We start from the raw sequence: 18,472 nt of genomic DNA on the forward strand, positions 1-18,472 counted from the left end.
AGAGATGCTTCGGCTGCGCTCAGCATGACGTTCTTTTCTACTGACCCGCTTGCTCTGGAAAACCAATCAGATGAACATCATTTCTTACAACCTCAACGGCCTGCGCTCGGCCCTGAGCAAGGGCTTGGCCGACTGGGTGGCCACGGCCCGGCCCGACGTATTATGCGTGCAGGAAATAAAGGCCAGCCGTGAGCCGCTCGATGTAGCGCCGCTCACCGATCTGGGCTACATCGCCTACTTACATCCGGCCCAGAAGCCCGGTTACAGCGGCGTGGCCATTTTCTCCAGAGAAAAGCCGCTGGCCGTAACCGAGGGGTGCGGGCAGGAGCTTTATGATACCGAAGGCCGGGTGCTTCGGCTCGATTTCGAGCACTGCGCGGTGCTGAACACCTACATGCCTTCGGGCACCAGCGGGCCCGAGCGGCAGGCGTTCAAGGTGGAATGGCTGCACTTTTTCCGGCGCTACGTGGCCGGGCTGCAAGCGGCCGGAGTGCCGCCGCTGGTTATTGCCGGCGACTTCAACTGCTGCCAGCGCGAGCTGGACCTGCACAACCCCAAGGCCAACCAGAAAAGCCCGGGCTTCACGCCCGAAGAGCGGCAGTGGTTCCAGGATTTTCTGGCCGACGGCTTCACCGATTCCTTCCGCCACCAGCACGGCGACGCGCTGCAACGCTATTCCTGGTGGAGCTACCGCGCCGGCTCCCGCGCCCGCAACGTGGGCTGGCGCCTCGACCATCTGCTGGTCGACAACCGCCTCGCGCCCCACATTCGCCACGCCGACCTGCTACCCGACGTCATCCACTCCGACCATTGCCCGGCTTCGCTGGAACTCAGTTTTTAGTAGAAACGAGACGTAAAAAGGTACATCATTCTGAGCGCAGCCGAAGAATTTCTACTGCAATGGTAACACTATTATTGGGTTTACTTCACGGTAGAGGTTCTTCGGCTGCGTTCAGAATGACGTTCCTTTTTTTCAGTCAATTCTCAATTAGAATCATTTCCGCCACCTCGCGGCCGGCGGCCAGGGCGGCATTTAGCGAGGGATAGGCAGCATAATCGCCGCAACGGTAGAGGTGGGCACCGAGCCGAAGCGACTGACGGGCTGGCTGGCCAGCGGGGTATTCGGGCAGGGCGAAGGGCAGCTCGTAGGTGCGCAGGTGCGGCCAGCCGGCGGCTTCGGGGCCAAACCAAGCAGCCAACTCCCGGCGCAGCTCGGCCGTAAGGCCAGCTTCCGAAAGTCCATGCTCGCCGTGGGTGCTCACCGATACCAGCCGCTGCCCGGCCGGGGCGTAAGCCGGGGCCACATCCGAGGGGAAAGCCACATTATGGGCCAGGCCGGTGGGCGAGGCATTAAGACGCAGCAGCTTATCGGGGCGGCTGGCTGAAGCGGGGGCGGCGAAATAGGTGCAGGTGGTGCGCCGCCAGCGCAGGGGCGCGGGGGTGGACACAAGCGCTTCGTCGGTGGCCTTTGGCAGCAGGCGGGCCGCCGCTTCACCATCAACGGCTACTACTACGGCGGCGGCCTCAATGGCTTCGCCGCTGGCCAGCCGGACGGTGAGGCCCTCCACGGTGGCTACCGGGCTGTTCAGACGCACGGTGCCGGCGGGCAGGCGGGCGGCCAGTTGCTCGGGTATCTGCTGCATGCCCAGGGCCGGTACCACGGCCTCGCCTATCACAAACTGCTGGAATACGAACTCGAAGAAATTGGCCGCCGTGCTCAGGCTCCGGTCGAGGAACACGCCCCCGAAGAAGGGCCGGAAGAAGTTGTCGATGATCTGTTCACTCCAGCCGTAGTGACGCAGAAAGTCGAGGGTAGTTTGCCTGTTGGTGGAGTTGCGGCTGATGAGCTGCCCGGTGGTGTAGCCGTGAACGTGCTTTACCAGACTCAGAATCCGCAGCTTGTCGGGCAGCGTGCCGATGCGCGAAGTGAGAGCCGAAAACGCGGCCATGGGCCGTTGCAGCGGGTTCTGCAGGGTCGTCTCCTTGCCGTCGGGCAGCCGGATAACGGCCCCCGAATTAAAGGCCTTCAGGTCGAGGGCGCCGTAGTCAATCAGCCGCTCGACCTCGGGGTAGCGCGTGAGCAACACTTGGAAGCCCCGGTCGAGGTGGAAGCCCTCGGGCGTCACATCAGTCCGGACACGGCCACCCACGGCGTCGGCGGCTTCGAGCAGCAGCACGGGCCGGCCGGCACGGTGCAGGTAGTTGGCGCAGGCCAGTCCGGCCATACCGGCGCCGATTATTATGGTGGGAAGCGGATCGGAGGAAGCAGTGGTCATCATAGACCCAACAAACTGCAAACGCAGCGCGAAGGTTGTTTTTTGAGAGAGGTCAGGAGTTGAGCGGGCCGTCGTTCTTTGCTTTGCTCTGAATGACGATCCTCCCAGCTGCTAAAACAGCGGCTTGCGTGGCTTCATTATTTTGCGGGTTTTCTGGGTCCAGAGCTCGGCCGCACCGTTTCGGGCGAGGCTGACGCGCCACACGCCCATGGCTTGGCCCTGCTGGTAGCCGGTGGCCTGGTCCTGCGGGTACTGCTGCCTGATGAGCGCGTAATCGGCGGCCGTAATGTCTTTGCCCACTTCGCCGTGGCAGCGCAGGCAGAGCTGGTCGTTGAGTACTAACGGGCGCTGGTAGGTGAAGACTTCCTGGCTGGGCCGGGCCACCTGCCGGGCGGTATCGGCCGGGTTCAGCTCGGCGGCACTCAGGGTGGCCTGGCTGAGGGGATTGCGCGGGCGGTTGCTCACGCGGGTTAGCGTAGCCTGCATCGCCTTGGCCAACGAATCGGTGCGGGGCAGGCGCTCGGGTCGGCAGAATGGCAGGGCTGCCGCTACGCCGCCCGCGGCCAGCTTGTCGGCCAGCACTTGGCGCAGCTCCCGCTCGGCCCGGCCCGTGAGCGAGTCGCCGGCCCAGGCTGTGGCCCGCAGTAAATCGTTGGGCATAATGCGCTTCACTTCCCAGTTAGCGGATTCTTTGGCTAGCTCCTTGGTATTACTCAGGTGCTCCACCTGGTCGGGGCGGCAGGCGGAAAACAGCAGGAGTAGCAGGGCAGCAACAGGCAGGAGTGGGCGCATAGGGAAGTGTTATAGAGACGGGGCAAACGAGGTAGGGGCGGGGCTTGTCCTCGCCCGCCGCTTAAACGATATACATCCAACGAACCGGGTTGTTCCCGTTTAACGGCGGGCGGGGGCAAGCCCCGCCCCTACCTCATTCTTACTGACCGGTTAAAGGTACAGCTTGCCAACACTGCAAGACGTATTTCCAGCCGGCCGCGTTTCCGTATCTTTGTAGCCCTACTACAAATTTCAGAAGGCAAGATGCTAGATAAACTGGAGGCCATCCAACGGCGCTACGAGGATGTGAGCGAGGAGCTGACCCAGCCCGACGCCATGAGCGACATGAAGCGCTTCAAGTCCCTTAACAAGGAGTACAAGGACTTGGGCAAGATTATGGTCGAGTACAAGGCCTACCAGAACGTGCTGGCCAACATTGCCAGCTCCAAGCAGGTCATCTCCACCGAAAAGGACGAGGATTTTCGCCAAATGGCCAAGGACGAGCTCGAAGAACTATACCCCGAAGAGGAGCGCCTGGAAGCCGTTATCAAAGAGCTGCTGATTCCGAAAGACCCCAACGACAGCAAGGACGTCATCATGGAAATCCGGGCCGGGGCCGGGGGCGACGAGGCCGCCATTTTTGCCGGCGACCTGCAGCGCATGTACATGCGCTACGCCGAAAAGCACAACCTCAAAATGGACCTCATTGACGCCACCGAAGGCACTTCGGGCGGCTACAAGGAAATTATTCTGGCCCTCAAGGGCGAGGACGTATACGGCAAGCTCAAGTTTGAATCGGGCGTACACCGCGTGCAGCGCGTGCCGGCAACCGAAACCCAGGGCCGCATCCACACCTCCGTGGCCTCGATTGTGGTGATGCCGGAGGCCGAGGAGCTCGACGTGCAGATTGACATGAACGACGTGCGCAAGGACTTGTTCATGTCGTCGGGGCCCGGTGGCCAGTCGGTAAACACAACCTACTCGGCCGTGCGCCTCACCCACTTGCCCACCGGCCTCGTGGCCCAGTGCCAGGACCAGAAGTCGCAGCTCAAAAACTTCGATAAGGCCCTCGGCGTGCTTCGCTCGCGGATTTACGAAATCGAGCTGGCCAAGAAGAACGAAGCCGAAGGTGCCCAGCGCAAAAGCATGATTGGCAGCGGCGACCGGTCGGATAAAATCCGGACCTATAACTACCCCCAGGGCCGCGTAACCGACCACCGCATCGGCTTCACGGTGCACAACCTGGCCAACGTAATGGATGGGAACATCGACGATTTCGTGGAGCAGCTGCGCCTAGCCGAAAGCGCCGCCCGCCTGCAGGAAGGCGTCGGATAATTTTTCTGGCTGAACTGACGTTGGGAGAGGAAAGCAAGACGTCAGCAGAACATAGATAGAACGTGTCATGCGGAGCGTAGTCGAAGCATCTCTACTGCAATGCTAATCCTGATGCAGGGGTTACCGTTGCGGTAGAGATGCTTCGACTACGCTCCGCTTCGCTCAGCATGACATGTTTTATTGACATCCTATCAAAAACCAACAACCTCATGCGCTACCTGCTTCCGCTGCTGCTCCTGCTTTCGGCCCTGGCCACCACGGTGCTGCTGCCGGGCTGCGAGCCGAAGGAAGACCTGATAACAACAGACAGCAGCGCGAAGCTGGAATTCTCGCTCGACACGGTGAAGTTTGACACCGTGTTCGTGGCTACCGGCACCGTAACCAAACGCCTGTGGGTGTACAACCGCAACGCCCGCGCCGTGCGGGTGGCCGAAATCAGCCTGCAAAGCCGGCCGGCCGTAACCTACAGCCTGCTGATAAATGGCGACGCCGGTGCCAGCGCCCGCAACGTGGAAATCAGGGGCAAAGACAGCCTGCTGGTACTGGTGCGGGCCACCGTTGACCCCACGCCAGCCGCCGGCAAGCCGTTCCTGGTAGAAGACGATTTGCGCTTTGTAACCAACGGCAACGAGCAGGCTGTGAAGGTGCTCAGCTACGGCCAAAACGCCTACTTCCACGACAACGAAACTATCAGCACCAGTACAGTCTGGAAGGCCGACAAGCCGCATGTAATTTACAATTCGGTGCTCGTGAAGCCGGGCGTTACGCTCACTATCGCGGCCGGCGCACGTATCTACTCGCACTTCCGCTCCTATCTTGTGGTAGAGGGCCGCCTGCTGTGCAACCCCGACTATCAGCCTGCCGGCCCCATCAAACCCACCGACCCCAACATCGTGCGCTTTTCGGGCGACCGGCGCGAAGCCGAGTACAACGAGCGGCCCGGCCAGTGGGGAGGCATCGAGTTCGACTTGGGCAGCCAGGGCAACGTGATCCGCTACACCGAAATCAAGAACAGCACGTTGGGCCTCTACCTCTTCAACCCATTTGATGAGCAGCCGCGCCCTCAGGTGCGTGTCGAGAACGTGGAGCTGCGCAACATATCTACCCTCAACAGTGGCTTGGGCTTCGATGGGGCCGCGCTACTGAGCCTGAGCGGGGATTTCACGGTCAGCAACACGCTCATAAGCAACTGCGAGCAGTACGCAGTGTACGCCGTGCAAAGCAGCCAAGTTCAGCTCGACTATTGCACCATTGCCAACTACAGCCTCGGCACCCGCGACCAGCCTTCAGTGCTGATTTCGCCCGAAGCGCCCTTTGGAGCCATCAATGACCAACCGCTGCCCGTGGTTGCGCCCCGTGGCCTGACGGTGCGCAACTCCATTATCTGGGGCAGTATCCGTGATGGGGATGAGTTGGAGTTCGTAGCCGGCGAGCAGTATGCGAGCAATATCAGCATCCGCAACAGCCTGCTCAAAACCAAAAAGTACGACAACACGGGGCCACTGGGCCAGCAGAAAAATGGCAACGTGCTCAACCCCGACGAGTTTACTGGCCGGATTTTCAAGAACCCGTTTCTGTCGCCTAAGCCCAACTTCGAGCTCGACACTCTCTCGTCGGCCAGCAACCGCGCCCTGCCTTTGCCGGGCCTGAGCACCGACCTACTCAACCGTCCCCGCAACCCCACCACGCCCGACATTGGTGCTTACGAGCGGGTGAATCCTTAAGGAGAAGTATTGAGTAATCGGTAGTGAGTAGTTAGACGCTTGCTCTATCATCCCTATTTGCGCTGTGGAGTGAGAAAGTCTATCTACTTACTACCAACTACTCACTTCCAACCAATGCACTGCTTCCAGAAACGACTGCGGCTGCCGGCCCTGAGTCGGGGCTTCCATCTGATTACCGATTTGCTGGTGGCCGAGCTGCCCGAGTTGGAGCAACTGCAGGTAGGCACGGCGCACTTCTTTATTCAGCATACCTCCGCCAGCCTCAGCCTCAACGAAAACGCCGACCCCACCGTGCGGGCCGATTTCGAGCAGTTCTTCCGCCGGCTGGTCCCCGAAAACGCGCCCTACTTCCAGCACACCCAGGAAGGCCCCGACGATATGCCCGCTCACCTCAAAGCCAGTTTGCTGGGTCACGCCGTCAGCATCCCCATCAGCCAGGGCGAGCTACTGCTGGGCACCTGGCAAGGCATTTATTTAGGTGAGCACCGCACCCAAGGCGGCCGCCGCTGGATAGTAGCTACGTTGATGGGGAGTTAAGAACGTCATTCAGAGCGAAGAGTCTCGGGTGAATCGTTGAACAACAACTGTTGTAACGATTCACCCGAGACTCTTCGCTCTGAATGACTGTTATTCTCCTATCGTTCCGCGCACCGCATAACGCACCGAGTCGAACAGAATCAGCTTTTGTACGCCCTGCACGTGGTAGCTTTTCAGCTGGCCGTTTGGGCTATCCAGCTCCAGGGTTTTGGCCGAGTACACCAGCGGGTTATCCTGAGAAACTGTGGCGCGCACCTGTTGCACCTGCCCATCGCGGCTGATAACCAGGAGCTGGCGCACCGGCTGCTCCACGCCGGGGCGGCGGCGGTAGGTACGCCGCAGCAGCCCGTCGCGTGTGGCCACCGAATCGACGAGGTAGAGGCCGCGCAGGGCAGGCTTGTCGATATCAGCCTGCTGAAAAATCTGCAGTTCCTTGGCCCAGTCGGTGGGCGTGAGGCGCTCGGTTTCCAGGCCGCCGTCGCGTAGCAGCACCTGCTTTTCTACGGTGGGTTTGCGGCGGTTGAGCGCGGTGCTCTGCTCGCTCAGGAAAGCCGGCAGGTTGAAGTAGCTGGTGTGCTGGCGCAGGGCCTCATTAGGTGCCGGCGCATCAGTCGCCGGCCCGCAGGCCGTGAGCAGCAGTGCCAGGGCAACCGGCAGCACGAGCCCGCGCTTACGCATTCGGGCCAGTGGTTTGGGGGTGCAGCAGACTCTGGCCGGTCATGATGGCAGGCTTTGGGATGCCCATCAGCTCCAGCACGGTAGACGCAATGTCGCCGAGCTTACCGTTCGCTATCGGGCCACGGGGCTCGTTGGTGGCCAGAATGCAGGGCACCAGGTTGGTGGTGTGGGCCGTGTTGGGCGAGCCGTCGGGGTTCACCATCATATCGGCGTTGCCGTGGTCGGCAATAATAATGCAGGCGTAGTCGGCGGACAGCGCGGCTTCCACTACGCCGCGGGTGCATTCATCAACGGCTTCGGCGGCCTTCACGGCGGCCGCAAAAATCCCGGTGTGGCCTACCATATCGGTATTGGCGAAGTTGAGCACCACAAAATCGGCCGACTTGGCCAGCAGCTCCGGCACCAGTGCGTCGCGCAGCTCGTAGGCGCTCATTTCGGGCTGCAGGTCGTAGGTGGCCACCTTGGGCGAATTGCGCATGATGCGGCTTTCGCCCGGAAACTCCACTTCCTGCCCGCCCGAGAAAAAGAACGTGACGTGCGGGTACTTCTCGGTTTCGGCAATCCGAATCTGGCGCTTGCCGTGCTCGGCCAGCACCTGGCCCAGCGTGTGCTCCAGGTTGTCCTTCTCGAAGACGGGAATGACGCCGGTAAAGGTGGCGTCGTAGTTGGTCATGGTCAGGTAGTGCAGGTTCAGGCGCTGCATCTGGAAGGCGTGGAAATCCTGCTGAGTGAGGGCCTCCGTGATTTCGCGGCCCCGGTCGGTGCGGAAGTTGAAGCAGATAACCACGTCGCCCTCGGTAATGGTGGCCAGCGGCATACCGTCGGCGTCTACCTTCACAATGGGCTTCATAAACTCATCCGTCGCGCCCTCCTTATACGAGTCGAGCATGCTCTGAATAAGGTTCTGCGAGGGTGTGCCGATGCCGTTTACCAGCACGTCATACGCCACCTTTATTCGCTCCCAGCGGTTGTCGCGGTCCATGGCATAGTAGCGGCCTACCACCGAGGCAATTTTGCCGCTGGCACCCCGCTGCAGATGCTGCTCTAGGTCGTTCACGTAGCTCACGCCGCCCTTGGGGTCGGTATCGCGGCCATCGGTGAAGGCGTGAATGAACACGTTATGCACATCTTGGTCGTGGGCGATGGAGCACAGGGCCTTGAGGTGGTCGATGTGTGAGTGCACGCCGCCATCGGAGAGCAGGCCCATCAGGTGCACGGGCTTATGATGCTCGCGGGCGTAGGCAAAGGCCTGCTGCAGGGCAGGCACGGCGGCCAGCTTCCGCTCGCGTACGGCCTTATTGATGCGCACCAGATCCTGGTATACCACCCGGCCGGCCCCGATATTCATGTGGCCTACCTCCGAATTGCCCATTTGCCCGTCGGGCAGGCCCACGGCCTCACCCGAAGCCTGGAGCCTGCTGTGTGGAAAACGTGCGAACAGCGAATCAACGAAGGGTGTATTGGCTTGGTCGACGGCCGAAACTTCCTTATTCTGAGCCAGGCCCCACCCGTCCAGAATCACCAGCAATACCTGTTTGTTCATGACCGCAAAGATACGGCAGACCCGGCAAAAAGGCCGGCCTCTTCTGTACCTTGCCAGCCAGCCTACTCATTTGGCCCAATCTTGCTTCAGTCGGTGGCAGCTTGGCACTATTTTCGCACCTTGCCGATCAAACTCTTTCTGTTTTTACATGAAACGTCTAATTTCTTTTGCTTCGGTGCTGGTCCTGGGGTTGCTGCTGGCTGTCGGTGCGATGGCTCAGGCCGACTCCTTCGGGCCGGTGCGCAGCGCCATCCGGAACAGCAATGCCCGCGAGCTGGCCCAGCTGTTCGCCCCCAACGTGGAGCTGAGCTTTGACGACGGCGACAAGCAGAGCTACAGCGCCACGCAGGCTGAGTTTGTGATGAAGGATTTCTTTGCCAAGCACTCCCCGGCTTCGTTTGATTTCATCCACTACGGCGGCAGCAACGAAGGCACACCCTACGCCGTGGGCAAGTACGTCGGCAAGGACGGCACCTACCGCATGTTCGTGAAGATGAAGCAAACCGGCGGCAGCCTCAAAATTGACAACATCGCCTTCACTAAGGAATAACCCCGGCCCTGGCCGGCTCACTATTAGATACCGCGCCTTTGGGCGCGGTATTTTTTTTGTGCGGTAAGAACCCTGGTATAGTAAGCAAATAGGCTCTGTTGAGGCCGAATCGAAGAGACTTGGGCGGCGCTGCCCGGAACCGGGGCGTTTTTGCTATTTTTGTGCCGTGCAAACGCCTTCCTACCTTACTCCTGAAGCCCTAACGGCCTTCATTCAAGCGGCCCTGGCTGAAGACGTCGGCGACGGCGACCATTCGGCGCTTTCCTCCATTCCGGCTGAAGCCCGCAACCGCGCCCACCTGCTCATTAAAGATGCCGGCGTGCTGGCCGGGGTGGAGTTGGCCCGCCACATTTTCACCTTCGTAGATGCCGATCTTGTGCTGGACGTGCGGCTCCAGGACGGCGCCCGTGTAAGCTATGGCGACGTGGCCCTCGTAGTGGAGGGCCGGGCACGCAGCATTCTTACGGCCGAACGGCTGGTACTCAACTGTATGCAGCGCATGAGTGGCATTGCTACCCATACGGCCCACCTTATTAGCCTGCTGGCCGGCACCAAGGCCCGCCTGCTCGACACGCGCAAAACCACCCCCAACTTCCGGCTGCCCGAAAAATGGGCCGTGCTGATTGGCGGCGGCGTCAACCACCGCTACGGCCTCTTCGACATGATTATCCTTAAGGATAACCATGTGGATTACGCCGGGGGTGTACGCCAGGCCATCGAAGCCTCGCGGGCTTACTTGGCTCAAACGGGCCGGCAACTGCCCATCGAAATTGAAACCCGCTCGCTGGCCGAAGTGCAGCAGGCGCTTGATACCGGCGGCATCGACCGCATCATGCTCGACAACATGGCGCCGGCCCAGCTCCGCGAGGCCGTGGCCCTGGTAGCTGGCCGCTTCCCACTCGAAGCCAGCGGTGGCATTACCGAGGAAACCATTGCCGATGTAGCCGCCACCGGCGTCGACTACATCTCAGTTGGGGCCCTCACCCACTCCGTCCGCAGCCTGGACATGAGTTTAAAAGCCTTTTAATGAGTTGGTAGTTGTTGGGTGTCAGTTGGTAATAGCGGAGTGCCAGAAGAATTTGGCGCTATTACTATCAACTGATACCCAGCAACTACCAGCGAACAACGAACGACCAATGCAACTACCCAACCAGCGCGGGAGCTACCGGCAGCAGCAGGGCCCCTCACCGATGGCCATCCGGACCAAAAAGCACCAGCTCGACACCAATACCTACACCCGCATAGCCATGGGCCGGGTGTGGCGGCGCGAATGGTGGTATGCCCTTATTCCGTTTGCGGTGGGGCTGCTGCCGGCTATCATCTGGCATTCGTGGTGGTGGCTGGCCCTCTCGGTGGGCCTCACGCTGCTTTACGTTCTCTTCCGCTCAGCCCAGGTAACGGGCATGACGCAGGTGGAGCAAAGCAAGCCGCTGTTCGAAAAAATGGCCTACGAGTTTGATAACAAGCAGATTGTGCTGCGGCGCAACGAAAAAGAGGGTATGCGCATCACCTGGGATATGATTGGTGAGGTGAAGCGCGAGCCGGCCAGTTATCTGCTGCTGCTCAAAACGCCCGAGCTGCCGGAAGAAATCAAAGGATTTAAGCGCTGGATGGCCCGCACCTTTGATGCGCCTATCTTTGTAGAAGTACCCGACCGCATTTTCAACTCCGGCAACGACCAGAAGCTGTTCGAAGCTATGCTGCGCCGTAAAAGCCTTTTGGTATAGCGTTGCGTAGTTGGTACTGCACAAGGAGGATCGGATAGGCACCAGAAGAGCCCCGCCGACTTCCTTACTGGACACCAACTAACTGCCCGATACCAGGTACCTAATACCAACTACTCATTACTCACTACTTTTCTCATGAGCAAGCAACTCGCTATTTCCGCTTTTGCCCTGGCCGCGCTGGCCCTGGGTGGCTGCAGCGCCGAACCGTCGGATTGGCGGCCCGATCAGAAAGTGTCGTTGGATTTGGTGGAGCCCGGCACCCGCTCCAGCGGCCTGGGCAACTACGATAACCAGCACGCAGCCGGGGAACACGAGAGTGGCCAGACCGGCCTGGTGAGCGAGGAGCCGTCCAACTCAGGCGGGGCAGCCGGAGTGCTCAGCGAAACCGAGCGCGTATCGGCCGAAAAAGCCCGGAGCGTCAACGACCCTGCCGCGCCCCTGACCCGTAACAAGGAGTCTGTGCGAAGCGTGAAGAAGCCATCCGATACCACTGCCACCAAGGCCCTCGATGGCCCCATGCAGTAAACCATCCACAGTCTGTACGCTTTTCACGTTAAGCTCATGACCTATTTCAAGCAGGCTGCCTTGGCCTTTTGCCTGTTGCCCACGCTGGCCCTCACCAGCTGCGAGCAGCAAGCAGCCACCACCACCGAGACTACCACCACCGAAGCTCCTGCAGGTGCCGGTACCGAAGTAACGCCAGTGGCTACCGCCGCTTACATTTGCCCCATGAAATGCGAAGGCAGCGCCAGCGACAGCCCCGGCCAGTGCCCAGTCTGCAAAATGGACCTGGAGCCCAACCCCGCCGCTAAGCCCGCCACTACGCTCTAGCGTACGGCTCACGCCCCGCGTCTGCGGGATGCGGCCGACCTGCTTTCCCGAATGCGAAGAAGGGCGTAGCTACGCCCTTCTTCGTTTTTCCGCCCCTGTCTATGTTTGCTGCTGCTCCCGAATGGTTTAGCACCTGGTTCGATTCGCCTTACTACCACCGCCTTTACCAGCACCGCGACTACGCCGAAGCCCGGCAATTTCTGGGGCGGCTGCTGGAACACCTGCACCCGCAGCCTGGCGCCCGCCTGCTCGATTTAGCCTGCGGCAAAGGGCGCCATGCCCGCTACCTCAGCGAGCAGGGCTTTGATGTAACGGGCGTCGATTTATCAGCCCAAAGCATTGCGTATGCCCGACAGTTTGCGAATCAGCACCTGCGCTTTTACGAGCACGACATGCGCGACAAGCTGCCCTACGGCCCCTTCGATTTGGTGCTGAACCTGTTTACGAGCTTTGGGTACTTTGCCGAGGAGGCCGAAAACGTAGTGGCCCTGCGCCAAGCCGCCGATGCCCTGCGGCCGGGTGGCAAGCTGGTTATCGACTTTCTCAACACCGATCTGGCCGTCCGGCAGTTAGTGACCCACCAAACCCAGACCGTTGATGGGGTTACTTTCGAGTTGCACCGCCACCTCCAGCATGGCTTCATCGTGAAGGACATCATGTTCGAGGACGAGCAGGGCCAGCCGCAACACTTTGTGGAGCGAGTACGGGCCCTCACGCGGGAGCAGTTCGAAGAGTACTTCCAGCTGGCAGGCCTGCGTCTGGCCGAAACATTGGGCGACTACCAGCTTCGGCCTTTCGACCTGGCTACCAGCCCCCGCATGCTATTTGTACTGAAGAAACAGGGCTGATCAACTGATTATTAGCCGACTACGATATACTTGCGCATTTAGGCATCAGCCCATTAAAAATCAACTCATACGCTTATGTGGCTTGCCGTTTTCGCGCTGTTTCTGACGGTTCTGGGGGCCGGGTGGCTAACGCGCTTCGTGCCCACGGCCGGCACCGTCTGGATGAAGCCGCTGCTGGCTTTCAGCGGCGCTTACCTGTTTACGCTCACCGTAACGCACTTGCTGCCCGAGGCCTTGGAGCTGCGGGCCGGCCATCAGGTGGGCTATTTCGTGCTGGCGGGCTTTTTCGGGCAGATGCTGCTGGAGGTTTTCTCGCAGGGCGTTGAGCACGGCCATGTGCATCATCATCCCGAGCACCCCGGGCACGTCGATCAGGTCCCGTTTATGCTGCTTTTTTCGCTGGGTATCCACTCTTTTTTAGAGGGCAGCATTCTGATTAAAGACCCGGTAGCCGGCGACGTAAGTCATAATTTCTATGCCATTCTCACCGGCATTGCCCTGCACCATATTCCGGCCGCCTTCGCCCTGATGGCGCTGCTACAGCTGCGGCTCGGTTCGTTCCGGCGGGCCCTCCCCTACTTGCTTTTGTTTGCGTTGGCAGGCCCGGCGGGCATCATTATCAGTAACTACGTAGTGCTCGACCAACTGCTGGGCACCGGCCTGTATGCCGCCTTGCTGGGCTTGGTAGCTGGTAATTTCCTTCACGTCTCCACTACCATTCTGTTCGAAACCAGCCCCGACCACCGCCTTAATGTGCGCAAGCTGTTGGCCACGCTGGCCGGTCTGCTGCTGGCCCTGGCCGTGGATATTTTTTAAGTTGCTAGCTGTCAGAGCCTTATTTAAAAACCTCTGTGCCATCTTCTCACAGCAGGATATAGTGCGAGGCTGAAGCTTTGCGTACCGTTGCTGACTGTCAAACGACGTCGTTCAACGATGCACGAAGCTGGAGCTTTGCGCTACAGCTTCACAGAAGCCCTGAAACCATAAAAAAGGCCGGCCCGGGATAAATCCCAGACCGGCCTTTTTGCACGGCGCTGACAGCTAATAGCTATCAGTTATAGATTACCAAATCCGGGCGCGTTGCTGCTCCTGACGCACCATTTTTGCGGGTTCCTTGCAACCGAAAGCTTCGTAGAACTCGGGCATGTTCATGAGCGGGCCGTTGGTGCGGTACTGAGCCGGCGAGTGCGAGTCGGTGAGGACTTGCTGGCGCAGGTACTCGGGGCGGGCGTTGGTACGCCACACTTGGGCCCAGGCCAGGAAGAAGCGCTGCTCGGGCGTGAAGCCGTCGTAGCGGGGCGGCGGGGTGCTGCCGTATTTCTGCTTGAGCTGCTTTTCGAGGGCCGAGTAGGCCAGGGCCAGCCCGCCGAAGTCGGCCAGGTTCTCGCCCATCGTCAGCTTACCGTTCACGAACACCGAATCGAGCGGCGAGAAGGCCGAATACTGGGCGCCTACCATATCGGCGCGCTTCGTGAACTCGGTAGCGTCTTCCTTGGTCCACCAGTCGCGCAGGTTGCCCTGAGCATCCGACTGCCGGCCCCGGTCGTCGAAACCGTGCGTGATTTCGTGGCCGATTACCGCGCCCATGCCGCCGTAGTTCACCGCGTCATCGGCCTTAGGGTCGAAGAAGGGCGGCTGCATAATGCCGGCCGGAAACACGATTTCGTTGAGCGAGGAATTGTAGTAGGCGTTCACCGTGGGCGGCGTCATGCCCCATACCGAGCGGTCGATGGGCTTGCCGTAGCGGCTCACGTTGTCCTTACTTTCCCACTCGCGGGCCGCCAGCACGTTCTGCAGATACGACTCGCGCGAGATGTTGAGGGCCGAATAATCCTTCCACTTGTCGGGGTAGCCGATTTTTACGGTGAACGAGTTGAGCTTTTTCATGGCCTCTTCCTTGGTGGCCGGGCTCATCCATTCCAACCCCTGGATATGCTCGCCCATGGCTTCCTTGATGTTGGCCACCATCTGCTGGGCTTTCACCTTGGTTTCGGGCTTGAACGCCTTATCTACGTACAGCTGGCCGAAGGCTTCACCCAGCGAGCCATCGGTGGCGCGCAGCATGCGCTTCCAGCGGGGCTGCTGCTGCTTGGCCCCGCTCAGCACCTGCTGAAACCGGAACTGCTCATCGACATAGGCTTGGGGCAAAGCCGAAACCACCGACGACACCAGATGCCAGCGCAGGTAGGTTTTCCAGTCCTGCAGCGGCTCCTGCGTCAGGGCCGCGTTAGCCTCTTTCAAGAATTCGGGCTGACCCACAATCACTTCCTGGGCGCCGGCCAGGCTGAGGGCGGGCAGCATGGCAGGTAGGTTCAGGTTGGGAAACTGCTTGCTGGCCTCGGCCACACTCATTTTGTTGTAATTGGCGTAGGGGTCGCGCATGGCCACGCGGTCCTTGCTGGCCTTGGCTAGGCGGGTTTCAATGCGCAGCACTGCCGCGGCGCTTTTAGCGGCCTCAGCGGGCGTGTTGCCCAGCATCTTGAAGGTGTTATTGAGGTACACCAGATAAGCGGCCCGGATGGTTTTCGAGCGCGAATCATCCTTGAGGTAATAGTCGCGGTCGGGCAGACTCAGGCCGCCCTGGCTCAGGTACAGGGCGTACTCGTCGCTCTTTTTGCGGTCCTGGTTCACGCCCAGGCCAAACACCGAGCGGGTTTGCAGCTGCTGGGCCCGCACCAAACCCATCTGCAGGTCCTTCAGGCCCTTAATTTTGTCGATGCGGTTGAGCTCGGGGTTAAGGTACTTAAGGCCGGCCTTTTCGATGGTCGTCGAGTCCATGGCCGTGGCGTAGTAGTCGCCCACTTTCTGCAGGTTCGAGCCTTTCGTGGCCGTCGTATTGGCCGCCGACTCCTCCAAAATCTGGCGCATTACGGCTTCATTCTGGTTGATGAGCCCGTTCCAGGAGCTCCAGCGCGACTCGGCCGCCGGCACGGGATTGTTCTTCAGCCAGGTGCCCGAAGCGTACTGGAAGAAGTCCTCACAGGCCGACACCGAGGGGTCGATGTTGGCCGGGTCGAGGCCCACGCCGGGCATGATAGGGCCGAGCTGCGGGGCAGCGGCTGCGGGGCTGGCCGTAGTGCTGGCCGTGGTAGCCGGTGCGCTGGTCGCGCAGCTGCCCAAAGCCAAGCCGGCGGCGGTGCCGAGGGTAAGTAGTAGAGTCCGTTGTGGCGTCATGAGGTTGTGGGGATTAGGGAGTTGAGAGATGGATTATGGAGTGAGAACGTCATGCTGAGCGAAGCCGAAGCATCTCTACCGCAATGCTAATCTTAACACGAGGGTTACCATTGCGGTAGAGATGCTTCGACTACGCCTCCGGCTACGCTCAGCATAACAGCTCTTTTATCATTCTTTCATTACCAGATTTTCGCACGCTCGTCCTCGGCCCGTACCATTTTCTGGCCGGGCTGGCAGCCGAAGGCCTGGTAGAACTCGGGCATATTCATGAGCGGGCCGATGGTGCGGTACTGGCCGGGCGAGTGCGGGTCGGTGAGGATTTGCTGGCGCAGGGCCTGGGGGCGGATGTTGGTACGCCGTAGCTGGGCCCAGCTCAGGAAGAAGCGCTGCTCGGGCGTAAAACCGTCGATGAGCGGGCGCTTGCCTTTGCCGTAGGTCTTGTCGAGCTGCTTCTGGAGGGCGGCGTACACGATGGTGAGGCCGGCGAAGTCGGCCAGGTTCTCGCCCATGGTCAGCTTGCCGTTCACGTACACCGAGTCCAGCGGCGAGAAGGCCGAATATTGGGTACCTACGATGCCGGCGCGCTTGGTAAACTCAGCCGCGTCGGCCGGCGTCCACCAGTCGCGCAGGTTGCCCTGCGAGTCATACTTGCGGCCCGAGTCGTCGAAGCCGTGCGTGATTTCGTGACCCATTACCCCGCCAATGGCGCCGTAGTTCACCGCGTCATCAGCAGCGGGGTCGAAGAAGGGCGGTTGCAGGTAGCCAGCCGGGAACACGATTTCGTTCATCGGCGGGCTGTAGTAGGCGTTAATGGTGGGCGGTGTCATGCCCCACTCGTTGCGGTCAATCGGGCCGCCAAACTTGCTCACGTTCTGCCGGAAGTTCCACTTCCGGGCAGCCAGCACGTTTTGCAGGTATGATTCGCGGCTGATGTTGAGAGCTGAATAGTCCTTCCACTTATCGGGGTAGCCGATTTTCACCTGCAAGGCGGCCAGCTTTTTCAGGGCTTCCTGCTTGGTGGGCGCGCTCATCCAGGTGTTGGTCTGGATGTGTTCAGCCATGGATTCGCGGATGTTGGCCAGCATATCCAGCGCCTTCTGCTTGGCGGCGGGCGGGAAGGCCTCATCCACATACAGCTGCCCGAAGGCCTCGCCCAGCGTGTTGTCGGTGGCGCTCAGCATGCGCTTCCAGCGCGTGGGCTGCTGGCGGGCACCGCTCTGCACCTGGGCAAACCGGAACGCCTCATCGCCAAACGCCTTGGGCAACGCCGAAGTCAGCGACGATACCAGCTGCCAATCGAGGTAGGTTTTGAGCTCGGCCACCGGCGTCTGCTTCAGCACGTTGCTTAGCTCCTGGAAAAACTCGGGCTGGCCCACGATTACCTCAGTAGCCGCGCCCAGGCCGTTGGTTTTCAGCAACGCGGGCAGGCCCATATTGGGGAACTGCTTGCTGGCTTCAGCCAGCGTCATCTTGTTGTAGCTGGCGTAGGGGTCGCGCAGCGAAACCCGGTCTTTGCTGGCCTGGGCCAGGCGGGTTTCGAGGCGCAATACGGCCTTGGCTTTGGTGGCGGCGGCCGTTTCGCTCTCGCCCAGCAGCTTAAATGTGTTGGTGAGGTACTGCACGTAGGCCGTGCGTACGGCCAGCGAGCGGGCGTCACTTTTCAGGTAGTAGTCGCGGTCGGGCATGCTTAGGCCGCCTTGGCTCATGCTCACCACGTACTGGCTGCTGTTTTTGCGGTCGGGCGTTACGCCGGCCCGGAAGAACGCGCCGGTGCCGAGCGTCTGCTGACGGGCAATTTCGGTGCGCACGCCGGCCAGGTCGCGGATGGCGGCAATGCGGGCCAGTTCAGGCTTGAGGTACTTCAAGCCGGCTTGTTCCAGACCAGTCGAGTCCATGCCCGAGGCGTAGAAGTCGCCTACTTTCTGGCGGTTGCTGCCGGGGGCAGCGGCGCGGTCGGCGGCGGCATCATCGAGCAGCTGGCGCAGGCGAGCCTGGGTGCGGTCATTCAGCAGGTTGCGCGGGCCCCAGCTGGAGGCGTAGCCCGGCACCGGGTTGTTGCGCAGCCAGTTGCCGCCCGAAAACTGGAAGAAGTCCTCGCAGGGCTCCACCGAGCGGTCGACATCGGCCAGGTTGATGCTGCGGCCGGGCCCCAAGTCCTGGACGGCGGCGGCGGGCGTTGGGGCAACGGGGGCAGTTTGGGTAACGGCCGCGGGCTGGGAGGTAGCGCAACCGGCCAGCGCCAGCAGCAGAGCCGCTGTCCCGGCCCGGTGAGGGGTGGAAAGGTTGTTCATGCAGGAAGATAAAGACAAAGAGTGTAATAAGGTCGTGGAATTGTGCTGCAAGCTGCAAGCCCCACTAAGCAATCTGTCATTCTGAGCAGCGCGAAGAATCTCGCGGGCCAAAGTAATCCTGTCGTCAGGAGTTAGCATGGCCCGCGAGATTCTTCGCGCTGCTCAGAATGACAGATTGCTTAGATTA

17 protein-coding genes are annotated in these 18,472 nt (G+C 60.6%); 11 read left to right on the forward strand and 6 right to left on the reverse strand.

What is annotated here, in order from left to right; genetic code table 11:
- Nucleotides 1–70 precede the first annotated feature (70 nt).
- Nucleotides 71–841, forward strand: coding sequence for an exodeoxyribonuclease III (locus HW556_RS03760; RefSeq protein ID WP_176898108.1), 771 nt, complete (start codon nt 71–73; stop codon nt 839–841).
- Nucleotides 842–977: 136 nt separating this feature from the next.
- Here the strand turns inward: HW556_RS03760 and HW556_RS03765 are convergent, their stop codons facing one another.
- The gene (locus tag HW556_RS03765; RefSeq protein ID WP_246289509.1) at nt 978–2,279 is read right to left on the reverse strand and encodes a protoporphyrinogen/coproporphyrinogen oxidase; all 1,302 of its coding nucleotides are present in this window, start codon (nt 2,277–2,279) and stop codon (nt 978–980) included.
- 108 nt (nt 2,280–2,387) lie between these two features.
- A complete protein-coding gene (locus tag HW556_RS03770; protein ID WP_176898110.1) occupies nt 2,388–3,068 on the reverse strand; it encodes a c-type heme family protein in 681 nt (226 codons plus the stop codon).
- Between the two features lie 243 nt (nt 3,069–3,311).
- On the opposite strand from HW556_RS03770, the gene prfA reads away from it, so the two are divergent.
- The 3 genes from prfA to HW556_RS03785 all read left to right on the forward strand — a co-directional run bounded on the left by prfA (nt 3,312) and on the right by HW556_RS03785 (nt 6,643).
- Nucleotides 3,312–4,382 (forward strand): peptide chain release factor 1, encoded by a 1,071-nt coding sequence (gene prfA / locus HW556_RS03775; protein WP_176898112.1) that lies wholly within the window; start codon nt 3,312–3,314, stop codon nt 4,380–4,382.
- 209 nt (nt 4,383–4,591) lie between these two features.
- Entirely contained in the window at nt 4,592–6,106 is a 1,515-nt protein-coding gene (locus tag HW556_RS03780; protein WP_176898113.1) for a right-handed parallel beta-helix repeat-containing protein, read from the forward strand.
- 114 nt (nt 6,107–6,220) lie between these two features.
- Nucleotides 6,221–6,643, forward strand: coding sequence for a secondary thiamine-phosphate synthase enzyme YjbQ (locus tag HW556_RS03785; RefSeq protein ID WP_176898115.1), 423 nt, complete (start codon nt 6,221–6,223; stop codon nt 6,641–6,643).
- Nucleotides 6,644–6,733: 90 nt separating this feature from the next.
- On the opposite strand, the gene HW556_RS03790 is transcribed toward HW556_RS03785, so the two are convergent.
- Both HW556_RS03790 and gpmI read right to left on the reverse strand, forming a co-directional pair.
- The gene (locus HW556_RS03790) at nt 6,734–7,321 is read right to left on the reverse strand and encodes a hypothetical protein (protein WP_176898117.1); all 588 of its coding nucleotides are present in this window, start codon (nt 7,319–7,321) and stop codon (nt 6,734–6,736) included.
- The gene (gene gpmI, locus HW556_RS03795) at nt 7,314–8,864 is read right to left on the reverse strand and encodes a 2,3-bisphosphoglycerate-independent phosphoglycerate mutase (protein ID WP_176898119.1); all 1,551 of its coding nucleotides are present in this window, start codon (nt 8,862–8,864) and stop codon (nt 7,314–7,316) included. Before gpmI ends, HW556_RS03790 begins: the two co-directional genes overlap by 8 nt.
- A 148-nt stretch (nt 8,865–9,012) precedes the next feature.
- Here gpmI and HW556_RS03800 point away from each other — a divergent pair, with 148 nt between their 5' ends.
- From HW556_RS03800 to HW556_RS03830, 7 genes are all read left to right on the forward strand, one after another.
- Nucleotides 9,013–9,414, forward strand: coding sequence for a DUF4783 domain-containing protein (locus HW556_RS03800; protein ID WP_176898121.1), 402 nt, complete (start codon nt 9,013–9,015; stop codon nt 9,412–9,414).
- Nucleotides 9,415–9,580: 166 nt separating this feature from the next.
- Entirely contained in the window at nt 9,581–10,441 is an 861-nt protein-coding gene (gene nadC / locus HW556_RS03805; RefSeq protein WP_176898123.1) for a carboxylating nicotinate-nucleotide diphosphorylase, read from the forward strand.
- Nucleotides 10,442–10,550: 109 nt separating this feature from the next.
- Nucleotides 10,551–11,141 (forward strand): hypothetical protein, encoded by a 591-nt coding sequence (locus tag HW556_RS03810; RefSeq protein WP_176898125.1) that lies wholly within the window; start codon nt 10,551–10,553, stop codon nt 11,139–11,141.
- 135 nt (nt 11,142–11,276) lie between these two features.
- Nucleotides 11,277–11,666, forward strand: coding sequence for a hypothetical protein (locus tag HW556_RS03815; RefSeq protein ID WP_176898127.1), 390 nt, complete (start codon nt 11,277–11,279; stop codon nt 11,664–11,666).
- Nucleotides 11,667–11,702: 36 nt separating this feature from the next.
- The gene (locus HW556_RS03820; RefSeq protein ID WP_176898129.1) at nt 11,703–11,972 is read left to right on the forward strand and encodes a heavy metal-binding domain-containing protein; all 270 of its coding nucleotides are present in this window, start codon (nt 11,703–11,705) and stop codon (nt 11,970–11,972) included.
- Nucleotides 11,973–12,073: 101 nt separating this feature from the next.
- A complete protein-coding gene (locus tag HW556_RS03825) occupies nt 12,074–12,820 on the forward strand; it encodes a class I SAM-dependent methyltransferase (RefSeq protein ID WP_176898131.1) in 747 nt (248 codons plus the stop codon).
- Between the two features lie 75 nt (nt 12,821–12,895).
- Nucleotides 12,896–13,636, forward strand: a complete 741-nt coding sequence (locus tag HW556_RS03830) for a ZIP family metal transporter (RefSeq protein ID WP_176898133.1) — start codon at nt 12,896–12,898, stop codon at nt 13,634–13,636.
- A 246-nt stretch (nt 13,637–13,882) separates the two neighbouring features.
- Here HW556_RS03830 and HW556_RS03835 read toward each other — a convergent pair whose 3' ends face one another.
- Nucleotides 13,883–15,994: a M13 family metallopeptidase gene (locus tag HW556_RS03835; protein ID WP_176898135.1), complete on the reverse strand. Its 2,112-nt coding sequence runs from the start codon at nt 15,992–15,994 to the stop codon at nt 13,883–13,885.
- Between the two features lie 179 nt (nt 15,995–16,173).
- Nucleotides 16,174–18,285 carry a M13 family metallopeptidase gene (locus tag HW556_RS03840; RefSeq protein WP_176898137.1) on the reverse strand — a complete coding sequence of 704 codons (2,112 nt, stop codon included), beginning with the start codon at nt 18,283–18,285 and terminating at the stop codon, nt 16,174–16,176.
- Nucleotides 18,286–18,472: the final 187 nt, after the last annotated feature.

The organism is Hymenobacter terrestris, assembly GCF_013377905.1.
Lineage (GTDB): Bacteria > Bacteroidota > Bacteroidia > Cytophagales > Hymenobacteraceae > Hymenobacter > Hymenobacter terrestris.